The 17560-nt window shown below is 36.6% G+C and carries 22 protein-coding genes; 1 reads left to right on the forward strand and 21 read right to left on the reverse strand.

What is annotated here, in order from left to right; all coding sequences use genetic code 11:
* Positions 1–106 precede the first annotated feature (106 nt).
* The 18 genes from K0S23_RS13445 to K0S23_RS13525 all read right to left on the reverse strand — a co-directional run bounded on the left by K0S23_RS13445 (position 107) and on the right by K0S23_RS13525 (position 13086).
* Positions 107–502 carry a hypothetical protein gene (locus K0S23_RS13445; protein WP_300358306.1) on the reverse strand — a complete coding sequence of 132 codons (396 nt, stop codon included), beginning with the start codon at positions 500–502 and terminating at the stop codon, positions 107–109.
* A complete protein-coding gene (locus tag K0S23_RS13450) occupies positions 502–1254 on the reverse strand; it encodes a methyltransferase domain-containing protein (RefSeq protein ID WP_300358309.1) in 753 nt (250 codons plus the stop codon). The genes K0S23_RS13445 and K0S23_RS13450 overlap by 1 nt, the downstream gene beginning before the upstream one ends.
* Positions 1245–1979 (reverse strand): DUF2071 domain-containing protein, encoded by a 735-nt coding sequence (locus tag K0S23_RS13455; protein ID WP_300358311.1) that lies wholly within the window; start codon positions 1977–1979, stop codon positions 1245–1247. Before K0S23_RS13455 ends, K0S23_RS13450 begins: the two co-directional genes overlap by 10 nt.
* Positions 1976–2368, reverse strand: a complete 393-nt coding sequence (locus tag K0S23_RS13460) for a DoxX-like family protein (protein ID WP_300358313.1) — start codon at positions 2366–2368, stop codon at positions 1976–1978. The genes K0S23_RS13455 and K0S23_RS13460 overlap by 4 nt, the downstream gene beginning before the upstream one ends.
* 219 nt (positions 2369–2587) lie before the next feature.
* Positions 2588–3328 (reverse strand): hypothetical protein, encoded by a 741-nt coding sequence (locus tag K0S23_RS13465; protein ID WP_300358315.1) that lies wholly within the window; start codon positions 3326–3328, stop codon positions 2588–2590.
* Between the two features lie 103 nt (positions 3329–3431).
* On the reverse strand, positions 3432–4400 hold the full coding sequence (locus tag K0S23_RS13470; RefSeq protein WP_300358318.1) for an NAD(P)-dependent alcohol dehydrogenase: 969 nt from the start codon (positions 4398–4400) through the stop codon (positions 3432–3434).
* 305 nt (positions 4401–4705) lie between these two features.
* A complete protein-coding gene (locus tag K0S23_RS13475; RefSeq protein WP_300358321.1) occupies positions 4706–5218 on the reverse strand; it encodes a GNAT family protein in 513 nt (170 codons plus the stop codon).
* 38 nt (positions 5219–5256) lie between these two features.
* On the reverse strand, positions 5257–5859 hold the full coding sequence (locus tag K0S23_RS13480; protein WP_300358323.1) for a hypothetical protein: 603 nt from the start codon (positions 5857–5859) through the stop codon (positions 5257–5259).
* Positions 5860–5979: 120 nt separating this feature from the next.
* Entirely contained in the window at positions 5980–6519 is a 540-nt protein-coding gene (locus tag K0S23_RS13485; protein ID WP_300358325.1) for a hypothetical protein, read from the reverse strand.
* A 252-nt stretch (positions 6520–6771) separates the two neighbouring features.
* A complete protein-coding gene (locus K0S23_RS13490) occupies positions 6772–7344 on the reverse strand; it encodes a hypothetical protein (RefSeq protein ID WP_300358327.1) in 573 nt (190 codons plus the stop codon).
* A gap of 432 nt (positions 7345–7776) precedes the next feature.
* Complete coding sequence (locus K0S23_RS13495; protein ID WP_300358329.1) at positions 7777–8493, reverse strand: hypothetical protein; 717 nt, start codon at positions 8491–8493, stop codon at positions 7777–7779.
* Positions 8494–8938: 445 nt separating this feature from the next.
* Positions 8939–9349: a hypothetical protein gene (locus tag K0S23_RS13500; protein WP_300358331.1), complete on the reverse strand. Its 411-nt coding sequence runs from the start codon at positions 9347–9349 to the stop codon at positions 8939–8941.
* A 202-nt stretch (positions 9350–9551) separates the two neighbouring features.
* Entirely contained in the window at positions 9552–10505 is a 954-nt protein-coding gene (locus K0S23_RS13505) for a gliding motility-associated C-terminal domain-containing protein (protein WP_300358332.1), read from the reverse strand.
* Positions 10506–10687: 182 nt separating this feature from the next.
* The gene (locus K0S23_RS18570) at positions 10688–10939 is read right to left on the reverse strand and encodes a type II toxin-antitoxin system RelE/ParE family toxin (protein ID WP_366944318.1); all 252 of its coding nucleotides are present in this window, start codon (positions 10937–10939) and stop codon (positions 10688–10690) included.
* Position 10940: 1 nt separating this feature from the next.
* On the reverse strand, positions 10941–11228 hold the full coding sequence (locus K0S23_RS13510) for a hypothetical protein (protein WP_300358335.1): 288 nt from the start codon (positions 11226–11228) through the stop codon (positions 10941–10943).
* Between the two features lie 135 nt (positions 11229–11363).
* Positions 11364–11852 (reverse strand): hypothetical protein, encoded by a 489-nt coding sequence (locus K0S23_RS13515; protein ID WP_300358338.1) that lies wholly within the window; start codon positions 11850–11852, stop codon positions 11364–11366.
* Between the two features lie 449 nt (positions 11853–12301).
* On the reverse strand, positions 12302–12760 hold the full coding sequence (locus K0S23_RS13520) for a DUF2750 domain-containing protein (RefSeq protein WP_300358340.1): 459 nt from the start codon (positions 12758–12760) through the stop codon (positions 12302–12304).
* A 110-nt stretch (positions 12761–12870) separates the two neighbouring features.
* Complete coding sequence (locus K0S23_RS13525; protein ID WP_300358343.1) at positions 12871–13086, reverse strand: helix-turn-helix transcriptional regulator; 216 nt, start codon at positions 13084–13086, stop codon at positions 12871–12873.
* Between the two features lie 82 nt (positions 13087–13168).
* On the opposite strand from K0S23_RS13525, the gene K0S23_RS13530 reads away from it, so the two are divergent.
* Entirely contained in the window at positions 13169–13438 is a 270-nt protein-coding gene (locus K0S23_RS13530; protein ID WP_300358345.1) for a hypothetical protein, read from the forward strand.
* Positions 13439–13488: 50 nt separating this feature from the next.
* Here K0S23_RS13530 and K0S23_RS13535 read toward each other — a convergent pair whose 3' ends face one another.
* The 3 genes from K0S23_RS13535 to K0S23_RS13545 all read right to left on the reverse strand — a co-directional run bounded on the left by K0S23_RS13535 (position 13489) and on the right by K0S23_RS13545 (position 17513).
* Positions 13489–14775, reverse strand: coding sequence for an SIR2 family protein (locus K0S23_RS13535; protein WP_300358348.1), 1287 nt, complete (start codon positions 14773–14775; stop codon positions 13489–13491).
* Positions 14775–16793, reverse strand: a complete 2019-nt coding sequence (locus tag K0S23_RS13540) for a Piwi domain-containing protein (protein ID WP_300358350.1) — start codon at positions 16791–16793, stop codon at positions 14775–14777. Before K0S23_RS13540 ends, K0S23_RS13535 begins: the two co-directional genes overlap by 1 nt.
* 171 nt (positions 16794–16964) lie before the next feature.
* Positions 16965–17513, reverse strand: a complete 549-nt coding sequence (locus K0S23_RS13545) for a hypothetical protein (protein ID WP_300358352.1) — start codon at positions 17511–17513, stop codon at positions 16965–16967.
* Positions 17514–17560: the final 47 nt, after the last annotated feature.

Genomic DNA, 17560 nt, shown 5'->3' on the forward strand with positions numbered 1-17560 from the left:
GATTATTATTCCGCAGCGGCGGAAATGTAAAGTTACGATTTCATGGGAATTGGTGTTTATGCAGGAGAAAGTTTGGGTAGTTTAATTTCTTTATTCTTTGAGAATGCTAATGCATTGCTATCCAAAAAAACACCAGGCTAAGATATGTCCAAAGTAAGGAAAACAACATATGTATTGTCGTTTCGAACGCTTTTCCTTTCCACAATTTAGTTGAGTAGCCGAAGAATTGAATGAAAAGTCTCATTGACCAAAAGATCCCGAATCCGAGTGAAATGATTTTGCCCAATTTGGTTTCCAATAGCTCTGTTGTTGAAGTGAAACAAAGTAAACCCATTAGAAGCAGCACCAATGCGATAAAAAACGTGTGAACTATCATCATTTGCCTGTTTATCAAACTTATGGATTTCAATTCTTCTTTCCAGTTAAAGTACTTTGGGAAAAAGCCATGAACCAGTGCCAGGACAATAAGCATAATACCGATTGTTTTAACGTGGATCTCCATTAAGTATGTGCATTAAAAATCGACATAAATGGAGTAAACTTTGTTTCTTTAAACGAAGTAAATCCAGCTTCAGCAAATGCTTTTCTCCAGGTGGCTTTTGAAAAAAAGTGTGTAAACCCAATAGTAAATGCCAGAAAGTTTGGAAGGTCTCTCAAGTGTTCAACCATTATTACGTTACCTGTGGGCTTACAAACCCTATGGCATTCCTTTAGAAAGAGCACTTTCTCATCGTGGTTGCGAATTTCATGTATCGCAGACAATAAAAAAATAGTATCAACCGAATGATCATTTAATGGAATTGATTTTGAACTTATTTGCTGCGTATTGGGATAAGTCAAACTTACTTTTCTGGCTCTCACTATTGCAGGTTCTGTGTGTTGTTTAGAGTTGTAAAAGTCATACACTTGCAGTTCAGAGTGAGGAAGTACCTGTTTGATGATATAACTCGTTTCATCAAAACCGGCATTTATGTTTAAATTAAATTTGTCTTTTGTGTCTTCGATCTTCAATTGATCCAACCAGTCAAATTGGTAAAACCCGGAATAATCGTAAACGTACGCAGAAACAAGTAATGGTATTAAAAGCCCGTAAATGAAAGCTGGTATAATTACCCACAATAAGCTGCCTGGCCAGTGAAAAATGAATTGGCTTCCAATGATCAGTACAAGAGTTGTAAGTCCTAAGACATAAAAATGCCGGTTAAAGCTTAAAATATTAAGAACCCCTTGAAATTTTCGTCTCTTTAAGTCCATCGTTCAATTTTACCTTTTTTCCAATAATACGGAATGTTCTTGATTTCAAATGCGTTTGCTAAAGACACATCCTGCAGCTTTAATGAATTTAAAAAATCAAAATGATAGCTTTTTACTTTTACAGGTTCCGGTTTCCAATTTTGGCGAACACCTTCAATAATCAATACGGTATTATCTTCCTTGTTATAGGTAAATGTATGAGGTAAAGGTCCTGCAAATTTTCTCGCATCTTTCCAGTCCGTAAAAGGGGAGCCTTCCGGAATATGAATTTCACTTTCTGTTTGCTCCAGAACCAATTCAAAGTCTGATTTTTGGGACCGGATCGTGATTAAATTGTCTTGTGTGCTTTTTGAAATATCGGTTGTGGTGTAGTTGTAATGCGTGAATACATTTCCCAGTAATTCCATTTTCTTTTTATCTGTCTCCGATTTCAGGATGTATAAACCTCTTAATCGCTTACCGGCATTGTTTGTATAGCGCACAAAAATGCGATAGCCGATCAGAAAGAAGTCATTTCCCATAAACTTGGGAAATCCTTTCGGACGTAGGTTTTTTGTTTGCACCATTGCAACTGCTATGAAAGCCCATTTATCCTGAAATGTATCAAGTTCCAGGCATTCGGGAATGAAGGATTGAATTTGTTCTTTCGGAACAGCAAAAGTCAGAACGAGCGAACTGTCAAACCAGGCTTCCACTGCAAAAGGGTGATTCTTTAGGAAATTCATCTTACTTTCCCTTTCTTTTTTGGGTTCAATATAAATTCGTTGTAATAAACAAACCCAATGAATAAGAGAGCGAATACGGAGTTCAATCTGCCCCAAAGTAAAAGGTCGGGAGCTAAGATAAACTCTAAACTATTCATTACTGCCACCACAATTATTTGAGTAAGTGCATTGAGTCTTGATTGGAACTTTGTCAAAATCCAAATAGCCATTATAATTTCTGAGAGTCCGATGAGAATTGTGAAAGTCCTGGAATAGTCAGGACCTAAAATTCGTGCAACTATTTGTTCGTGTCTTGGGACCAAATTCAGGACTTTGCATACAAGCCCGTTTACAAGCCAAACTGCTGCAATTAGAAAAGTGAATATAGTATATTTATTTTCTGCTTTCAATGGTTTGCATTTGGCTGTTTTGAAATGAGCGTCCTGATTATTATTCCGCAGCGGCGGATCGGGTAAAGGTAGTTAATTCTTAATTGCGAATCACGAATCCGTTGTCGTCTTAAGCGATGGAAGTCCGAGAATTAAATCGTCTCCACTAGCTTACGGATCAACTTCTTTTGGGGGAACGAGTCTGCTGTTTCAAAGAGTATTTGATTATTATGCGGGCTTTTAGTTCAAGTTCAAGCCCAATGCAAGCCCGAGCCAGGGTTTTGATTCGTAGATCCAAATGTTGTTATTCTTATCCAGGAGGTTATCAAAACCGAGAGCAAGCCCGACTGTAAAATGATTGATGGCAAAAATTCCTGCCAGACCCTTACTCCAAACTATTCCGTCATATTCCTGCTGCAATACATTGTCCGTATTTGTGGGCGACATGAAGGTGTTCCCCAAACCTGTAAAGGCCCCGATTGAAAACCCGAAATGATTGATATCCCTGTTTGATTTCCCCAAAGGATTGGCGGTATAATTCAACACATATTTGTCTGTTCTGAAACCAAGATACACTGCGCCATTCAGGTTCGCATTCAATTGCGCAGGAACGCTTTTTTGTCCGGGCCTGAGTTTGAGAGGGATGGTAAAAAAGTCAATATCAAACGATGCTTTATTAAACGACACCATTTGCTCGTAAGCACCTTTCATTTCTTTCGGGAAGACAAGCATTTTAAGGGTGGTGTCTACGATGAGCTGGCGGTTTACTCTTTTAGTAGCGTGAATGCGCAGGTTATCCTCAACGATGTCGATATAAACCCGTTTTTTTTGATGGTCGTTGCGCTGGGTGTAGAAGCCGTCATTCAATTCTTTTTTAGCGCTTTTTTGAAAAACACTGCAGCTTGTAAGGACTATGCAGCAAGACATAATCAGCAAAGCCGATTTGATTAAAGTATTCCCAGCTTTTTTTCCTAAGTTCATGATCAAATCCCTGCTAATTTGTTTATACTGTTTACTAAAATACAATTTATAGCATGTATAAAACAAGTGAAACGCTCGCGTCAATAAGAGGAATTTGCTTTGATCAGTTTAAATGTCCATCCGTGTTTTCCCAGCTCATGGCAACTTTTCCTCTTGTCCGCATGGCTTCGATGTAGCCTATTGCTTCGGGAAGTTCCTGGTACGGGAAAACTTTTTCTATCCGGGGAGCGATTTTCTTGTCCCGGACCAAAGCGGCCAGGATTTCCAGGTCTTTTGTATTGGCTTCGGCAGTAAACTGGCTTAGAGGAAATTTGCTGAACGCTTTTTTCAATGAGACAGACATCATGTGTCCGATCGTGGTGAAACCAACCACTACACCACGTCGGCCCATGCGTTTGTAATCGCTGAAAGACAGGTTTCCGTTGGTATCTACAACTAAATCATATTTCCCGGTATGCCGATGAATGTTTTCCTGATCATAGGCAATGACTTTATCAGCACCCAAAGATCGTACAAAATCCACATTTTTCCCGGAACAAACCGCGGTTACATGTGCACCGTAAGCTTTCGCGATCTGAACAGCAAAATGGCCCACACCACCGGAGGAGCCGTTAATCAGTACGGTTTCTCCTTTTTTCAGTTCTCCGTGAGTGATGAGCGCCTGTAAAGCAGTCAATCCGGCAATGGGAACACATGCCATTTCCTGGAAGCTTGCTCCCTCAGGCATTTTGGCGCAAACGGCTTCATTCACGCAGGAATATTCGGCAAAAACTCCGCCTGCAAGTGATTCGCCAAATACTTTGTCACCAATCTTGAATTCCGTGACATCCTTTCCCGTTTCTGTTACAATTCCGGCAAAATCGGCTCCGGGGATTTTATCTTTGGGCTTGAACAATCCGAACACGAAGCGTGCAAAAAAAGGCTTTCCACGTATAATATGCCAGTCTGCCGGGTTAGCGGAGTTTGCAAGGATTTTAATCTTCACTTGGTTATCCTTCGGAACAGGAAGTTCGACCTCTTCTAAGCGAAGAACTTCAGGTCCTCCGTATTTGGTTTTGGTGTACGCTTTCATGGAACATTCTGATTCGTTATTGTGATAAGTTTCTTATGCTGCGAAACATGAATCGAAATTAGCGGTTTTTGTCTTTTGATATTTTGTGCTTGTGAGGAAAGCACTGATAATCGTGCCGGGCGGTCGATAGAGGCTGTAAAGTGGAATTCCGGGTTCGTGATTTCTTTTTTACCGCAAAGAGCGCTGAGTACGCAAAGAATATCCAACTTTTATTGTTCATCCTATTGATTATTAAGACATCGTGAAGAAGATCACCAATGTTGGGATAAGTGCTCGTTCTAACTTAGGGAATTCATTGGCTTTTACTATCGCAGCCAATTTTCACGCCTTACAGCATAAATAAGCTCATCCAAATATTCGTTATTCTTTATGAGCACTTTTTCAAAACGTCCTTCTAAAATAAAGTTGTTCTTTTCCAACACTTTTTGCGAAGCGGTATTTGTCCCGAATGGTCTTGCAAATACGCGGTCAATAGCATAGTTCGCAAAGGCAAAGTCAACGGCAAGTTTTATTGCGCTACTAATTATACCCTGTCCCCAAAATGGTTCTGCTAACCAATAACCAAGTTCAGCATTTTTTCTATAGATGTCGTCTTGCGGGTGTATACCAATTCCACCTACCACTTGTCCGTCAAGGTCAATAGCAAAAATATGAATAGGGTCGTCCTTGGTTGCGAACTCAATAAATGCCTGTCCATTTCTTTCAGAATATGGAAAAGGAAATTTGTCAGTCAAATTTTTTGCAACATTCCAATTGTTGGCATACTTGACCAAACTGTCTAAGTCCGATAAAGTCCAGGGTCTAAGCTTAATGTTCATTTTATTTTCCTGCTCATTTACGTTAACAAAAGGAACTATCACATCATCGTAAAGTACATTATCAGCAGCGTTCCGGGAAACACGATGATCAGGGACGCAACCCGTGCAAAGTTAAACCAGGCGCTTTGTCGTCTGAATAGGAAGGTGAGTATTGGAATCAGCAGAAAAAGCTGAAATGCCGGAAACCAGGTAAAGGTGGACCGCTGCCTGATTTCTTCGTGCTTTCTTATTCCGGATTCACCGACTTGAATATCGTAGCTCAACATCTTCCCCGTTCGAAAAACAGGAGAATAGGTAAGTTTCATCGTGTTTTCCACCCGGTCGCTCCAGTCATCTAATGATGGTGTGAATTGATATCCTTCCACGTCCAGTACTTTGTGCCAGGTATATTCCCAGTTCCGGTCAACTTTCCAGGCTTTTTCCGATATTCTTTTGGTCGGGCCGTCAACGAAAAACTCGATAATGGAAATCACTAACATCGCCGCACAAAATACGACAACCAGTTTGAAGATGATCCATTGCCACCCTGAGGTAATTCGTTCGTAAAATTCTTTGTCCTCGCGTGCTTCTTTTTCTTTTTTTAGCCGCATTTTTTCAGCTGCAATACGCATGGACTCCTGGTGGTTGATATTTCTAGACATTGACTTTAGTAATTAACTGCAATATTACAGTTTTTCTTCGAGTTCAATGTTGATACGTAGTAATCCTGAACCGATCTCAAACTGTCCCCAAGTTAGCGCGAGCCTTTGGCTCGTGCTGTGCTAAATCTTTTTATGAACTTTCATTAATCCATTTTCATATAATCCACCGGCATCAATTCTGGTTATGTCTTCAATTGCAAATAGGATTCTTCCTCGGTCTAATGAACTGCGGGTGCCAAATTCTTTGATAACAATAGAATTAGCATCCATCTCTTCAATTTCTCCAATGATGCACATTCCATTATCAATATTTTGAATATGTAAATTGACGTGTTTAAATGTTTTATTAACTGATTTTAAAATTACTTCAATGGAATCTATTTTAATTGACTTGATATTTTTTTCCTGATCGTGTTTATTGATGATCTTGTGGACACTAGTCAGGTCATTATTTGCCCACTTGATTCTTGTGATATCCTCCCGTTTGAAAACAACAATTCCATTGAATAATCCATCATCATTGTAATGTTCAAGAAGAAGAAAATGGTCATTAAATTGTCGAATGAAACCATAAAAAGATTCATTAAACAAATCGGTAAAAATGTCTACAAATGATTTTTCAGTTTTTAATTTCTTTAGGTTCTTTGATGCTATATCCATGGGAGGTTAATTATTTCAACTTATTTATACCTACCTAAAATACAATTTATAGCGCAATCCGGAACTAATCCGGGAGTGTTGAATAGAGTAGCACGAACGAGACGTTCGCGCTAACAAAGGGAAACCCTGTTTGTATACTCTATAATTTCGTTCATCTTATTGTGTGCTTATGCAATGCCCGCAAACTTAATATAAAATACAATTAATAGCTTGATCGGGAAGTTTGGGAACAAGTGCTCACGCTATTAAGGATTAACAAGTTTGATGTATCCACACATATTTTCCATTCAAAAAGGTTATTAATCCGCCACCAATTTCGTTTGCGCCTAAAGCGATTGAAGGATTTTGAAGTTTAATGTCTTTACTTCCTAAAATATCACCTTCCTCTGTAAATGTTGCCTCGCTGGTTTCTTTGTCTTCTACAATCCCCCAATAATCAACCCAGCCAAATTCTGTGAAATGTGCGAATGGTTTACCAAAACCAATTCTAACTTCTTCGTTTGTCTTACCATGTTTGATTATTATACCGGAAGTTTCTTTTTCTTTTTGATAAAAAGCTTTGTCTGAAAATCCGTCTCCGTTATAGTCTGCAACCAGTGTGTCTGTCAATTTGTATACTCTTGCTTTTTCAAATTCACTTAAAGCTTGGTTCCTGTAATCTTCACCGGGATCTTCTTCTGCCGGGTTTTGTTGAGTATTAACAGCTGTTGTATCTGGAACAGGGGCAGGAGAGGTATTCGAGACACGATTCGAAACCCGTTCGGATTTTGATTGTCCGCAAGCTGTTAAAATCAAAAAAGGCAATATGTAAATTATCTGTTTCATGGTGGTTTTTAAGATGAGTGCTAACTTATTTAGATGTGCGCACCTAAAATACAATTTATAGGGCAATCCGGAACCAATCTCAAACTGTCGGAATAGGTTCTCACGAACTTACAAAGCGATCTTTCGGTCATCCCATTCAGTCTCCCGCATATACAAAGACGTGTGAAGCTGTTGCAAGTCAATCTTTTGTGCTTACAAAGCCATCTTCGCGCTTTACATAACAATCTCACAGGCTTACAAAGCAATCTCGTGGGCTTACAAGGTAATCTCGCGGACTTACAAAGCCATCTCCGGCGTTTACAAGACGATCTCACGGGTTTACAAGTCAATCTCTTGAACTTACAAAGCAATCTCGCGGGATTACAAAGTCATGTGAAGGTCCTTACAAGATAATCTCACGTATCTACGAGCCTTTTGAAGGTTTGTTATACCTTATTGTTTTTTTGTTGGATGAAGTGTATGAATCAGTCGAATTCGAATGTGATCGATGCGTTCTACCCGAAAAAGAAAATGAATTTTTCCGGCCTCATCGCTAAAAGTCATCAGCTGGTTTCTTTTCGAGAAAGTCCAGAATCCGCTGTTTAGGCCTCTTGGTTCATGGATATAACGTCTGGCCAGGTTTTTTAGCACGTGTAATTTATTCCCAGTTTTTTCGATGTAATAGAATTGATTGTGAAACGGATCCACCATCTGAATTACATCGCCGTTCTGCATTTGCTCCAGTTCCAATAAAACGGGAGCCGTTCTGGATGTTACGGTATTTGGGTCTTGAAGCAGCAACTGATAGGTTATGCTGTCAACTTCCATACTCCGGCGAATTGCAGCTTTACGCAGGTCAATAAAAAAGACGTAAAATTCGTTGATCTGATCGTTTACATCTAATTCATCCTGAACGAAATCTATTCGCCAGCTTCTAGAATACAGTTCGTCAATACGCTGACCATCTTCCCCGCTTATTTGTTCCAATGATTCCAATTCATAAGCTTTGGCTAGCAATAGTGTGTCAGCACTAAAAATTTCGGATGAATCGTCAATGCTCTTGTTGTAAACAATCCATTCGTATCGTTTCAATTCCTGTTCTGAAATCTTATTTTGAGAAAATACCGGAAGAACCAATAAGCAATAACAGAGTGAAGTAAATCCTTTCATAAGAACCGCATAACGTTTAATTGCTGAAAGGTTACTTTCTTTTTTTTCGGACAGGCGCCCCAAGTTAGCGCGAGGCTCAGGCTCGTGCTGTGCTAAATTAACGGAAATCATGTTCCCATCAAATTGATTTACAAACTAGCAGGTGCGCGATTAATCGGGATATATGTATTATTCGCACCCAAACCATTTTATAATACAAACGGTGTTATATTTTCCCACAAATGCGCAAATATCGGAGGCGCTTACCAGTCGCCTCTTTACCCAGTAAACACGGATAAATTGCGTTTGAACGGTTCAAAAACCGAGTGCGGTAGCCGAGCCAAAATTTGTGCATTTGTGGTAGAAATTAAGTCTGGGTGTGAATTGTGATTAATTCCCGATTAATCGCGCACCTGCCGGTGAATCTCCTGGTTAACAGCTTGTGTTACTGTTATGCATATTTTAATTATTCGATTTTCATGTAAAGCTCATCATAGCTCTTATCAAGTAAACTATGAACTTCAAATTTTTCGGATTTAATTAGAATAGTTGAGTCCGCTGATTTTAGTCCTGTTTCAATATAAAACCAGTTTGAAATTCGATATGCAATACTCGTGCGTCGTTCGGGTGCTTTAAATACATAGTTCGTGTCTTCAAGTATTTTACTCGCAATCAAATCTTTTTTAGCATTAAAAATCTTTAATTCATGGATCTTAAAACCACGTACTTTCTTTTGTTCCACTAAATAGTGCAGCATTTTTCCATCATCATCTATTTTAATCCAATTTGCAAGTGAATTTATCTTTTTGTTAGTTCCAACTGCTACAATGTTTTTATTAAATTCAATTGTGTCGATTCCCGAAATAGACGGTAGCATTTCAAAATCAATCTCCTTGTATTTTTGAATAATTGATTTTTCACCTTACTTTCATTTTGCGCACAAGAGATCAAAACTACTATAGACAATATTGTTATAAGTTTATTCATCAGTTTATAAGTATAAGTTCAATTTTAGTTGATTGAATTTCAATTCTTATGAGTCTTACATACACGCGCCAGCTTTTGGGCGAGCTTGGACGTCATCTTAACAAGGTAACAAATCCATTTTTAACAATCTCACCTTGTTCATCAGATACAATTATTCGATAGAAATAAACTCCTTCAGATAAATCAGCATCGGTATTTTTGTTTTTACCATTCCAGGTAAACCCATAATCATCGGATTCAAAAACTGAATTCCCCCAACGGTTTAATATGTCTATGTGAAATGAAGATGGCTGACACTCTGAATTCAATTCCAGATAGTCATTTACCAAATCTCCATTTGGTGTGAATATATTCGGGATGGTAAAATTATCCATACAATTTGTAACATGAATGGTAGAATCTGTTGTGTCTGGTATACTTGGAGGGTTGTTGCACCATGTAGTATCTGTGTAATAGACAAGTTCCAATTTAGGTCTGACATTTGAATCAGGATGATCTTTGGAGGCAAAAACAAGACTTCTATAGGTAATTTCTTCATCGAGTGCAAAGTAGAAATCAACTTCGTTGGATGAACTGATTTCATTACTAACAATTCCGGTTACGTCGATAGCGTAGTTCTGAGTTGAAGAGGTCGAACCGGGAATACTGGAAAAGGATGCCGCGTTGTACGAGGGTTGGCTTGACCAGGTAGTTGATTCATCCCAGTAGCTCGTTATTTGATAAAGTTTTGCGCTATTTAAGCCGTCAGTAGTATGACCGGCATGCGAAGCTGAATAATCATGGGATAAATATAAAGTAGCGCTGACTAAAACGAAATTATCAGGTAATGGGCATAATTCAAATCCTAAAAGGCTGCGTCCCTGGCCATAAACGCCTCCATATGTCCAGCCTGCTGCAATAAGGCTTTGGACTTGTCCCTGGTATTGGTCAGCAATTACTGTATTGATGTATGTGTCTTTTGATGCTTCCAAAATTAGTGTGTTCTGACTTCTTGCATCCAGAGAAGACAGTATGATTAATAATAGTGTAATACTCCTTTTTATCATGGGGTAGGTATTGTCTGTATTGTGGTTATCGTATTCGAAGGCTGATCGCTCAGATTTACAAGTTAGCGCGAGTTCTCCTGTCCCGACCATTCGGGGTCTGACTCGTGCTAAATTAATCTAAATCATGTTCCTGTCAAATAGATTTTACAAACAGTTTGGTCACACGCTCGCGCCAAGGGGGATTACTTAATGGCCTTCAATAATTTCTTTGGATCTTGCCGATTATCCCAGAATGCCATAACGATTAGTTGATCAGGTGTAATTTTGTAGTATAGACTGAAGTGACCCATTGCAGATTCGCGAATGTTATTTAGTTCACTTTCCTTAAATGCTTCCGGGTTTTTGGTGATCACTTTTAGATGTTTTGCGGTAATTTCAATTAATTTCTCCGCATAACTGGTGCTTTGATTTCTTTCAGTCCAGTATCTTAAGATCTCACGACGTTGTTTTGCAGCGGTTTCGGTCCAGACTACTTCCTTTTAGCCATTCAAGGTCATTTTTGTCCAAATCACTTTGAGAGATCATTCGACCCTGCTGAATGTCCGTTTCGCTCATTTCAAGCATCAGCTTTTGCTCTTTGGTTAATTTGATTTTCTCGTTCGGTACAGCACTGTTATTAACCAAACGAAGCAAAGCCATCAAATACTCTTTATCTGATATGGTGAGAAGTTTGTCAATAATTCCGTTTCTGATTATATCAACCTGAGCCATTTCTTCTTTCATTTTTATTAAAGTACTATTTCAGTCTATTTTTTCCAAATACGCTGCGCTTGGCTGGCAGCTTGTTTTTCCAAGCTAATGCGAGCCTCTGGCTCGTGCTAAATTAATTTAAAATGTATTTCCAGTCTGCCGGATTCGTTACCAGGATCCTGTCTGAATGTCAAAGTGTTTTTCAAATGCTCCTTTTTCATTGACATACACAAATAAATGATAGATTCCTCCTCCCGCAGAAGCTGGTTGCCAATTTGTCAAAAGATACCAGGTGTCCTTTTGAAAAAAAGTAATGGGTAACGTATCAACTTTTTTAGATTTAGATGAATCATACCAGCAATAGTAGTTGCTTTTTTTATTAAATGAGATTTCTTTTTGGGGTTTCCAATTATATCCATACTCCTTAATGGTATCGTCGTATTTGTGGTCACCCATTTGTCTTGCGTCAAATTCTCTTAAAACAGAATATTTAGCGGGAAACCCTTTTTGGTTGATCGAATCCACCTTCAATTCCGATAGTGTCAAGGCCCATAATTCCCGGTTACTTTTAAACCTGTTTTCAGTGACTTTATACCGTGGACTTAAGCAAGCCGTTAGTATAGGAATCAAGATGATATAGTATCTAATTCGTTTCATCGGGGGTTGCTAACTTATTTACATGCGTACCTAAAATACAATATCTAGCGCAATCCGGAACCAGCTTGGGGACATTCTTAATATTCTCAAAGCTTTTTCCCATAAATTTTAAAACCTATGTACATTGTTATAGATACTGCAAACCAAATTACGATCCATTTTGGTGAATGGTCACAGATAATACAATACAAATTAGCCAACCATATGAATGTAAGTACAATAGTACCCGTTAAACAGAGCGTCAAAACTATTTTGGAAATCTTTTTATGGTTTTCTTTATTTATCATATTTCTCTACTTTCTGTAATTGAGTATAACTTGTTTATACACCCCCCTAGTTAGCGCGAGCCTCTGGCTCGTGCTGTGCTAAATTAACGGAAATCATATTCCTGTCAAATCGATTTCCAAGATATTGATCACCGACTTTGAGGCTCGTGCTAACCAGGGGTTTCATTCTTCTAGTATCCTTTTGACCTGATCTTTTATATCCACAAGATCTATAAATTTTTTAAAATGCAATTCTTTGTTGGTGCGTTCGAGTTCAATGATTAAATCAAGGATTAATTCTAAGGGATCTGCCTCGTATCCGAACATGTTTTGATCAAATTCAGTTCCCACAATCAGACCGTCTTCCTCCATTCCAACGCACCAATTCTCAATAAAATCGGATAAAGTTATTTTAGCAATTTTATAATCGGACCAATCACTTTTTATACAAGATTTTGCCAATACTTCCTCTGCCCAGAAACAAATAATTCTAATTGGATTTTCTTCCTCATCTTCGAAATGCACCGAACTTGAAGAAGCAAATCCTTCCTCGTTTTCCAATCCATAGACAATTTCTGTTTCACAAACTGTTCTGATGAATCTTTCATGTCGATTTTGAATGGCTAAAGAATTTTGCAACATTTATTTTTGATGTTTTTAGGATGGTTGGAGTTCCTTTCCCTGCTATTTGCGCTAACATTAGGAAGACCCAAAGTACTGGTACAAGCTATTTACGTCAATTCGGAATCAATTTAATAATCAAGCAAAGTCGTCAAAGGAACCTCCAAACCCTTAGCTAATTCTTTCAGATATAAATAACTTGGATTAATTCTACCTGCTTCTATTCTGGCAATAGAGCTATGGTCTTTTCCCAATGCAGAAGCCAGTTCAAATTGTGTCATTCCTTTAGCTAAACGAACCTCTTTTATTCGAGCACCCAAAGAAATTAAATCAGGATTCTTTTCCATCTAACAAGTGTCGAGAAAAAATCCCGCAAACAATGTAACGGATTTGTCAAGTTTTATATATTTGTGACAAATCCGTCAAGATATGAAAACAAACATTATGTGCTTGATTAAAGACGATATCAAGATCTCCCGCTTGACAAACACTCTGGATCGCCTACATGTTCCGGCGAACCACTATCCCTTAGGCAATGCAAAAGTGATTTTTTCTTTAATGGGAATCCCTGAAGAGGAACATAACTTTGAAATCTACTACAAGCTCATTGAACAGGGAGCAGATTTGGAACGATGCGATTCGAATGAAAAGATAGCCGAATTAGCAGAAGGGATTTTTAGGCAGTTGATGGGGGTGTGATAGTGGTTGTCTGGATATATTGATGTAGTTGAATTGAGGGCATTTTCTTTTTAAAAAGGAAGCTCTTTCGCTCTTTTATCTTCATATTCCGTAATTAGTTTAATAAATATTTCTGCCCCATTTTTGAAATATGTATTTAAAAAGTCCTTTGTTCCTATTGGTAGAAATTCTAAGGATTCAGCATTTATTTGTTTTATGTTGAATTCTGGCAATTCAGAGTAGAAGGAGTTCTTTTGAATATCTTCAATGTAATTTGCAAGATTCTTATCTGTAACGCCATCTGGATATAATATTCTTAGAAATTCGTCTTTGGTTTTTAATTCTTTTCCTTTCTCTCCAACTATCTTTAGTTGTTCCGGGCCAAATGCAGGATTTACGATTATTAGTTTTTTAGAAGTCCCTTTTACGGCGTCAATTAAAAGATTATTAACGTATGGATCAAAAAAACTATAACCTATAATAAAGACGTAGTCCTTTTCCTTTAGTTTTTTCTTTAAATGATTAATTAAAGTAAAAAAAGGTTCTACAGAAAAGGTTTTAGTTCCTTGCCCAAAAATCAAATAAGGTGAATGCTCTGATTCAATATGTTCTTTTTCATTTTCCCCTATATTTTCCTCCTCTTTGAATTCGCCTGTTTCAAGTCTTACCCAATCTAATGATCCATGTAATTTATATAAATTAATTCTGCCAAAATCATTTGGGAATTTTTCTTCTTCGCAACCGACCCAATTTCCATTTGCAAAACCTCTCCACGGCTTATTTAGATTTTCAGAAAAATAGTTTTCTATAACCATATCGTTATTCAGCGAAAAAATATCCATTCTAAAGGGATTATTTGGATAGTGCTGAAAAAAATCCTTTAAAGGACTAAGAAAAGAGCAGTCACCGGGCTTGAGCCATTCTTTTAAAAGTTTGGATTTTATTTTCTTGTCAAGTGAACTAAAAAGTGTGTTTCCGTATTTATCTTCATTTGGGAGAGATTCAAATTGGGATTCTAAAAGAACAAGTTTATCCGCCCAATTACCAGTTATTGGATACGGGAGAAAGTTTTCTCTATTTTTTACTCTTCTTATTAGAAGAGCCAATTCCTCTATATTAGGTGTAAACTTAAAGTTTTCAGAGGTTTCAAGAGTTCGCCATTCACTATGGTATTCTAGGCAGGAAAGTAGGAATTTTAAAGCTTCTTTTTCTGGGGTATTAAAGGTTTCATCATTTGAACTAACGATTTTTCTTTTAAGATCCTCTAACATACCTGAGGACAACTTACAGCCAGAATCGTAAGATGCTCCAGCACCTAGGAAAAATACACTTTTATTTATAGCTTCGGTTACATTCATTACAAAAACCAAGGTGTGGTATTAACAGTCTCATTATTTGGCAAATTACCGTTGCAATTGGCGGTAAACTCTGCAATTAGTTTAGCATAAATAGTAGTTGCAGGTTGACTTCTTTGCTTTAGGCCTTTCCAGTACAGTCTGGAAAATTCATAAACTTGACTTATCAAGTCTTTGTGAGAAAACCCTCCTGAATCAGCGAAATGTATGGCAATTTTAATAGGTAGCTCTTCATTTACACTTCTCAATGGATTTTTTTCATACCGTGTGTTATTGAAAAGCAAATATTCAGTTTTACTAACTCGAACATATGTACCACTTTCTGGCATTCCCATATTATAATCTTTGTCAAAACAAATGTCAATTTGAGATTTGCTATCATTAATTTCAATTATTGCAAATGGGATATTCAACCTCAATTCTTTTTGGATTAGATCTTCTATAGATTTTTGTTCCTTTCCACTCTGTGGTTTATAATAATGAATAACTAGTCTTTCCGGCGGTGATTGATTTTGACTAATATATTTTTCAATAGAAAGTTTAAGATTACCTATCAAGGTTGTTTCGGAAGCTGCTTCAGGAAAACCGAAAGTTTTTCCAAGTTCGCCGTCATTAGAAAAGAAGACGGCGCTTCCAATAAATCGGTTTTCACCAATTTTCTTTTGGTTAAAACCGACAACCAATTCCTTATTTTTTTTAGTTTTTAATCGCCAAGGAATCCCTCCAAGTTTAGCTAAGATTCCAATAGAAATATTTGGTAAAAAATAATGAAAGTTTCCTGAATGTATATTCTTGTCTTGAATAAATTGAGTCGGAATACCTTTTTCTAAAAACTTCTTCTTGACACTATAATACATTGGACTTTCATCTTCATCTATTTCCTCCTTTTCTTGACTACTATTAGGATTAATTATTACTGCAAAAAGGTCACTATAATAATCATTTGGTAGATTCTCTTGTATAAAAGAATCTATATTATTTTTTAAATCATCTACACCGGTATATTTAAGTTTTAAATCGGACAAACGAATTGGAATACCAATATAGCTCCAAAGCCCAGGGTAATGTTTTAATCCATTTTTTAAATAAAGAAATAATTGATTGGCGTCGTCACTGTTTTCATATATAAAAATGAACTTAACATCAGTAGCTTTAGGTGAGGGTTTATAAATACCATAATCTCTCATTCCGGTAACAGCATTTATATCTGTTCTTTCTTTTCCGAAGAGCATTTGATTTTCATTAATGTTTACCCTATTCAAATCGAGTTGTTCAACATTTTTCATACCACCAGCTTCAATTTTGAAGGTATCCTTGTTCAGATTGAGAAGTTGAGAGTTATAAAATGTAGTTAATTGATCAAATAAATTTTTATAATTTAATTTCCGGGGATCATTATTAACTCCTAATTCTATTCGCTTTTCTCGATTTGCAATTATTCTGCAATTATTTATGTTTTCCTTGCCTGCAAGCGGTTTAATAAAGTTGTCGTTAGTATCTAAAATAGTGATTCGATCACTTTGTTTAAAATATTGTGTTTGATTGCTTATTAACGTATTTTCACTTCCTATATTAAACGCAATTTCCTTTCTATGTTCTCGTATTAATAAATCAAATCTTCTATAAATACTCCATTCATTATTAAAATCACTTGTTTTTTCATAAATACTTAAGTCATTACCTTTTGGAAAAGGCTCAATAATAAATTTTTTCTCCTTGAAATAATTGATTAATTGTTCACGAACGAATTTTGGCTTGAAATAATTATATATATAATTTTCCGCTTTGATTATAAACGTATCTTGAGCATTAGGTTTGGTAAAGCTATAATAAATGTAGTCTTCATCAGCCAATTTACCTATCCATTGAATGAGGTCTACATTTTGATTAATGTTTGAAACAAATTTTTTAAAAAACTCTAATCGTATTCTGAAAACTAAATTATCAGTTTTTGATATATATAAATTTGGTCGTTCGTCCGGCAGAATATAATTTACTCTATTTATAATGAGGTTTTGCATATCATAAAATTATATAATCTAGTTTGCTATGAACAATTAATTTTTCTTCAAGGAAGAAATCTTTAACACTAAATTTTCTGTAAAATAATCAGAATTCCTTTTTGGATTATTATGCACATCAATATTTATCAACGCGTCACCCATCTCTTTCTCCGATGTTGTTTGATATGATTATTCTCTTATCCATTCCCACTTATCACTTTTAATGTTCTTCTCTTTCGATAGCCCAGTCCAATATCCAGTCATAGTCTGCTCATTAATATCAATATATATTTGAAAGCAACCATGATAGCGATATCCTTGTTCAATATCACGCCATACACCAGTAATAACTTGATCTTTATCCACATTCCCAAGCATTTGATATGTATATGTTTTGCCGTTCTTATCAGTAACGTTGTATTGCGCAAATATTCTTTTTCTGAATTGTTTTATTTGAACATTCTTAATTTCATTTATTGGTGGAAAGTTGGTACTAGTTACATACCATTTATGTGTCCAACTTCCAGCTATCTTATGTCCTGTTGATATGTGTAGAAAATTAAATTTTCTTACAACAAAGGCTTGAAATTTTTCGTCAAGATATGGATAAATTATTACCGTTAATATTATACAAATAAAGGAACTAACAATCCATCCAATAATATTTGAAGCAGTGAATGTTGTTTCAATGACTGAAGGATTGATTCCAACATTCAATGAGTCAATTTGTAGTATCATTTTAAACTTTTTAGCAACAAAAATTTTGAGAGTAAATCGCTGGCAAT

The organism is Fluviicola sp., assembly GCF_029266855.1.
Lineage (GTDB): Bacteria > Bacteroidota > Bacteroidia > Flavobacteriales_D > Crocinitomicaceae > Fluviicola.

Excerpts from the sequence above, each read along its gene's own strand:
- K0S23_RS13495 (WP_300358329.1), bottom strand. The coding sequence starts at position 8,493 with ATGAAAGGATTTACTTCACTCTGTTATTGCTTATTGGTTCTTCCGGTA.
- K0S23_RS13480 (WP_300358323.1), bottom strand. The coding sequence starts at position 5,859 with ATGTCTAGAAATATCAACCACCAGGAGTCCATGCGTATTGCAGCTGAA.
- K0S23_RS13465 (WP_300358315.1), bottom strand. The coding sequence starts at position 3,328 with ATGAACTTAGGAAAAAAAGCTGGGAATACTTTAATCAAATCGGCTTTG.
- K0S23_RS13490 (WP_300358327.1), bottom strand. The coding sequence starts at position 7,344 with ATGAAACAGATAATTTACATATTGCCTTTTTTGATTTTAACAGCTTGC.
- K0S23_RS13505 (WP_300358332.1), bottom strand. The coding sequence starts at position 10,505 with ATGATAAAAAGGAGTATTACACTATTATTAATCATACTGTCTTCTCTG.
- K0S23_RS13525 (WP_300358343.1), bottom strand. The coding sequence starts at position 13,086 with ATGGAAAAGAATCCTGATTTAATTTCTTTGGGTGCTCGAATAAAAGAG.
- K0S23_RS13520 (WP_300358340.1), bottom strand. The coding sequence starts at position 12,760 with ATGTTGCAAAATTCTTTAGCCATTCAAAATCGACATGAAAGATTCATC.
- K0S23_RS13545 (WP_300358352.1), bottom strand. The coding sequence starts at position 17,513 with ATGATACTACAAATTGACTCATTGAATGTTGGAATCAATCCTTCAGTC.
- K0S23_RS13530 (WP_300358345.1), top strand. The coding sequence starts at position 13,169 with ATGAAAACAAACATTATGTGCTTGATTAAAGACGATATCAAGATCTCC.
- K0S23_RS13470 (WP_300358318.1), bottom strand. The coding sequence starts at position 4,400 with ATGAAAGCGTACACCAAAACCAAATACGGAGGACCTGAAGTTCTTCGC.
- K0S23_RS13445 (WP_300358306.1), bottom strand. The coding sequence starts at position 502 with ATGGAGATCCACGTTAAAACAATCGGTATTATGCTTATTGTCCTGGCA.
- K0S23_RS13450 (WP_300358309.1), bottom strand. The coding sequence starts at position 1,254 with ATGGACTTAAAGAGACGAAAATTTCAAGGGGTTCTTAATATTTTAAGC.
- K0S23_RS13515 (WP_300358338.1), bottom strand. The coding sequence starts at position 11,852 with ATGAAACGAATTAGATACTATATCATCTTGATTCCTATACTAACGGCT.
- K0S23_RS13485 (WP_300358325.1), bottom strand. The coding sequence starts at position 6,519 with ATGGATATAGCATCAAAGAACCTAAAGAAATTAAAAACTGAAAAATCA.
- K0S23_RS13540 (WP_300358350.1), bottom strand. The coding sequence starts at position 16,793 with ATGCAAAACCTCATTATAAATAGAGTAAATTATATTCTGCCGGACGAA.
- K0S23_RS13475 (WP_300358321.1), bottom strand. The coding sequence starts at position 5,218 with ATGAACATTAAGCTTAGACCCTGGACTTTATCGGACTTAGACAGTTTG.
- K0S23_RS13510 (WP_300358335.1), bottom strand. The coding sequence starts at position 11,228 with ATGAAAGAAGAAATGGCTCAGGTTGATATAATCAGAAACGGAATTATT.
- K0S23_RS13535 (WP_300358348.1), bottom strand. The coding sequence starts at position 14,775 with ATGAATGTAACCGAAGCTATAAATAAAAGTGTATTTTTCCTAGGTGCT.
- K0S23_RS13455 (WP_300358311.1), bottom strand. The coding sequence starts at position 1,979 with ATGAATTTCCTAAAGAATCACCCTTTTGCAGTGGAAGCCTGGTTTGAC.
- K0S23_RS13500 (WP_300358331.1), bottom strand. The coding sequence starts at position 9,349 with ATGCTACCGTCTATTTCGGGAATCGACACAATTGAATTTAATAAAAAC.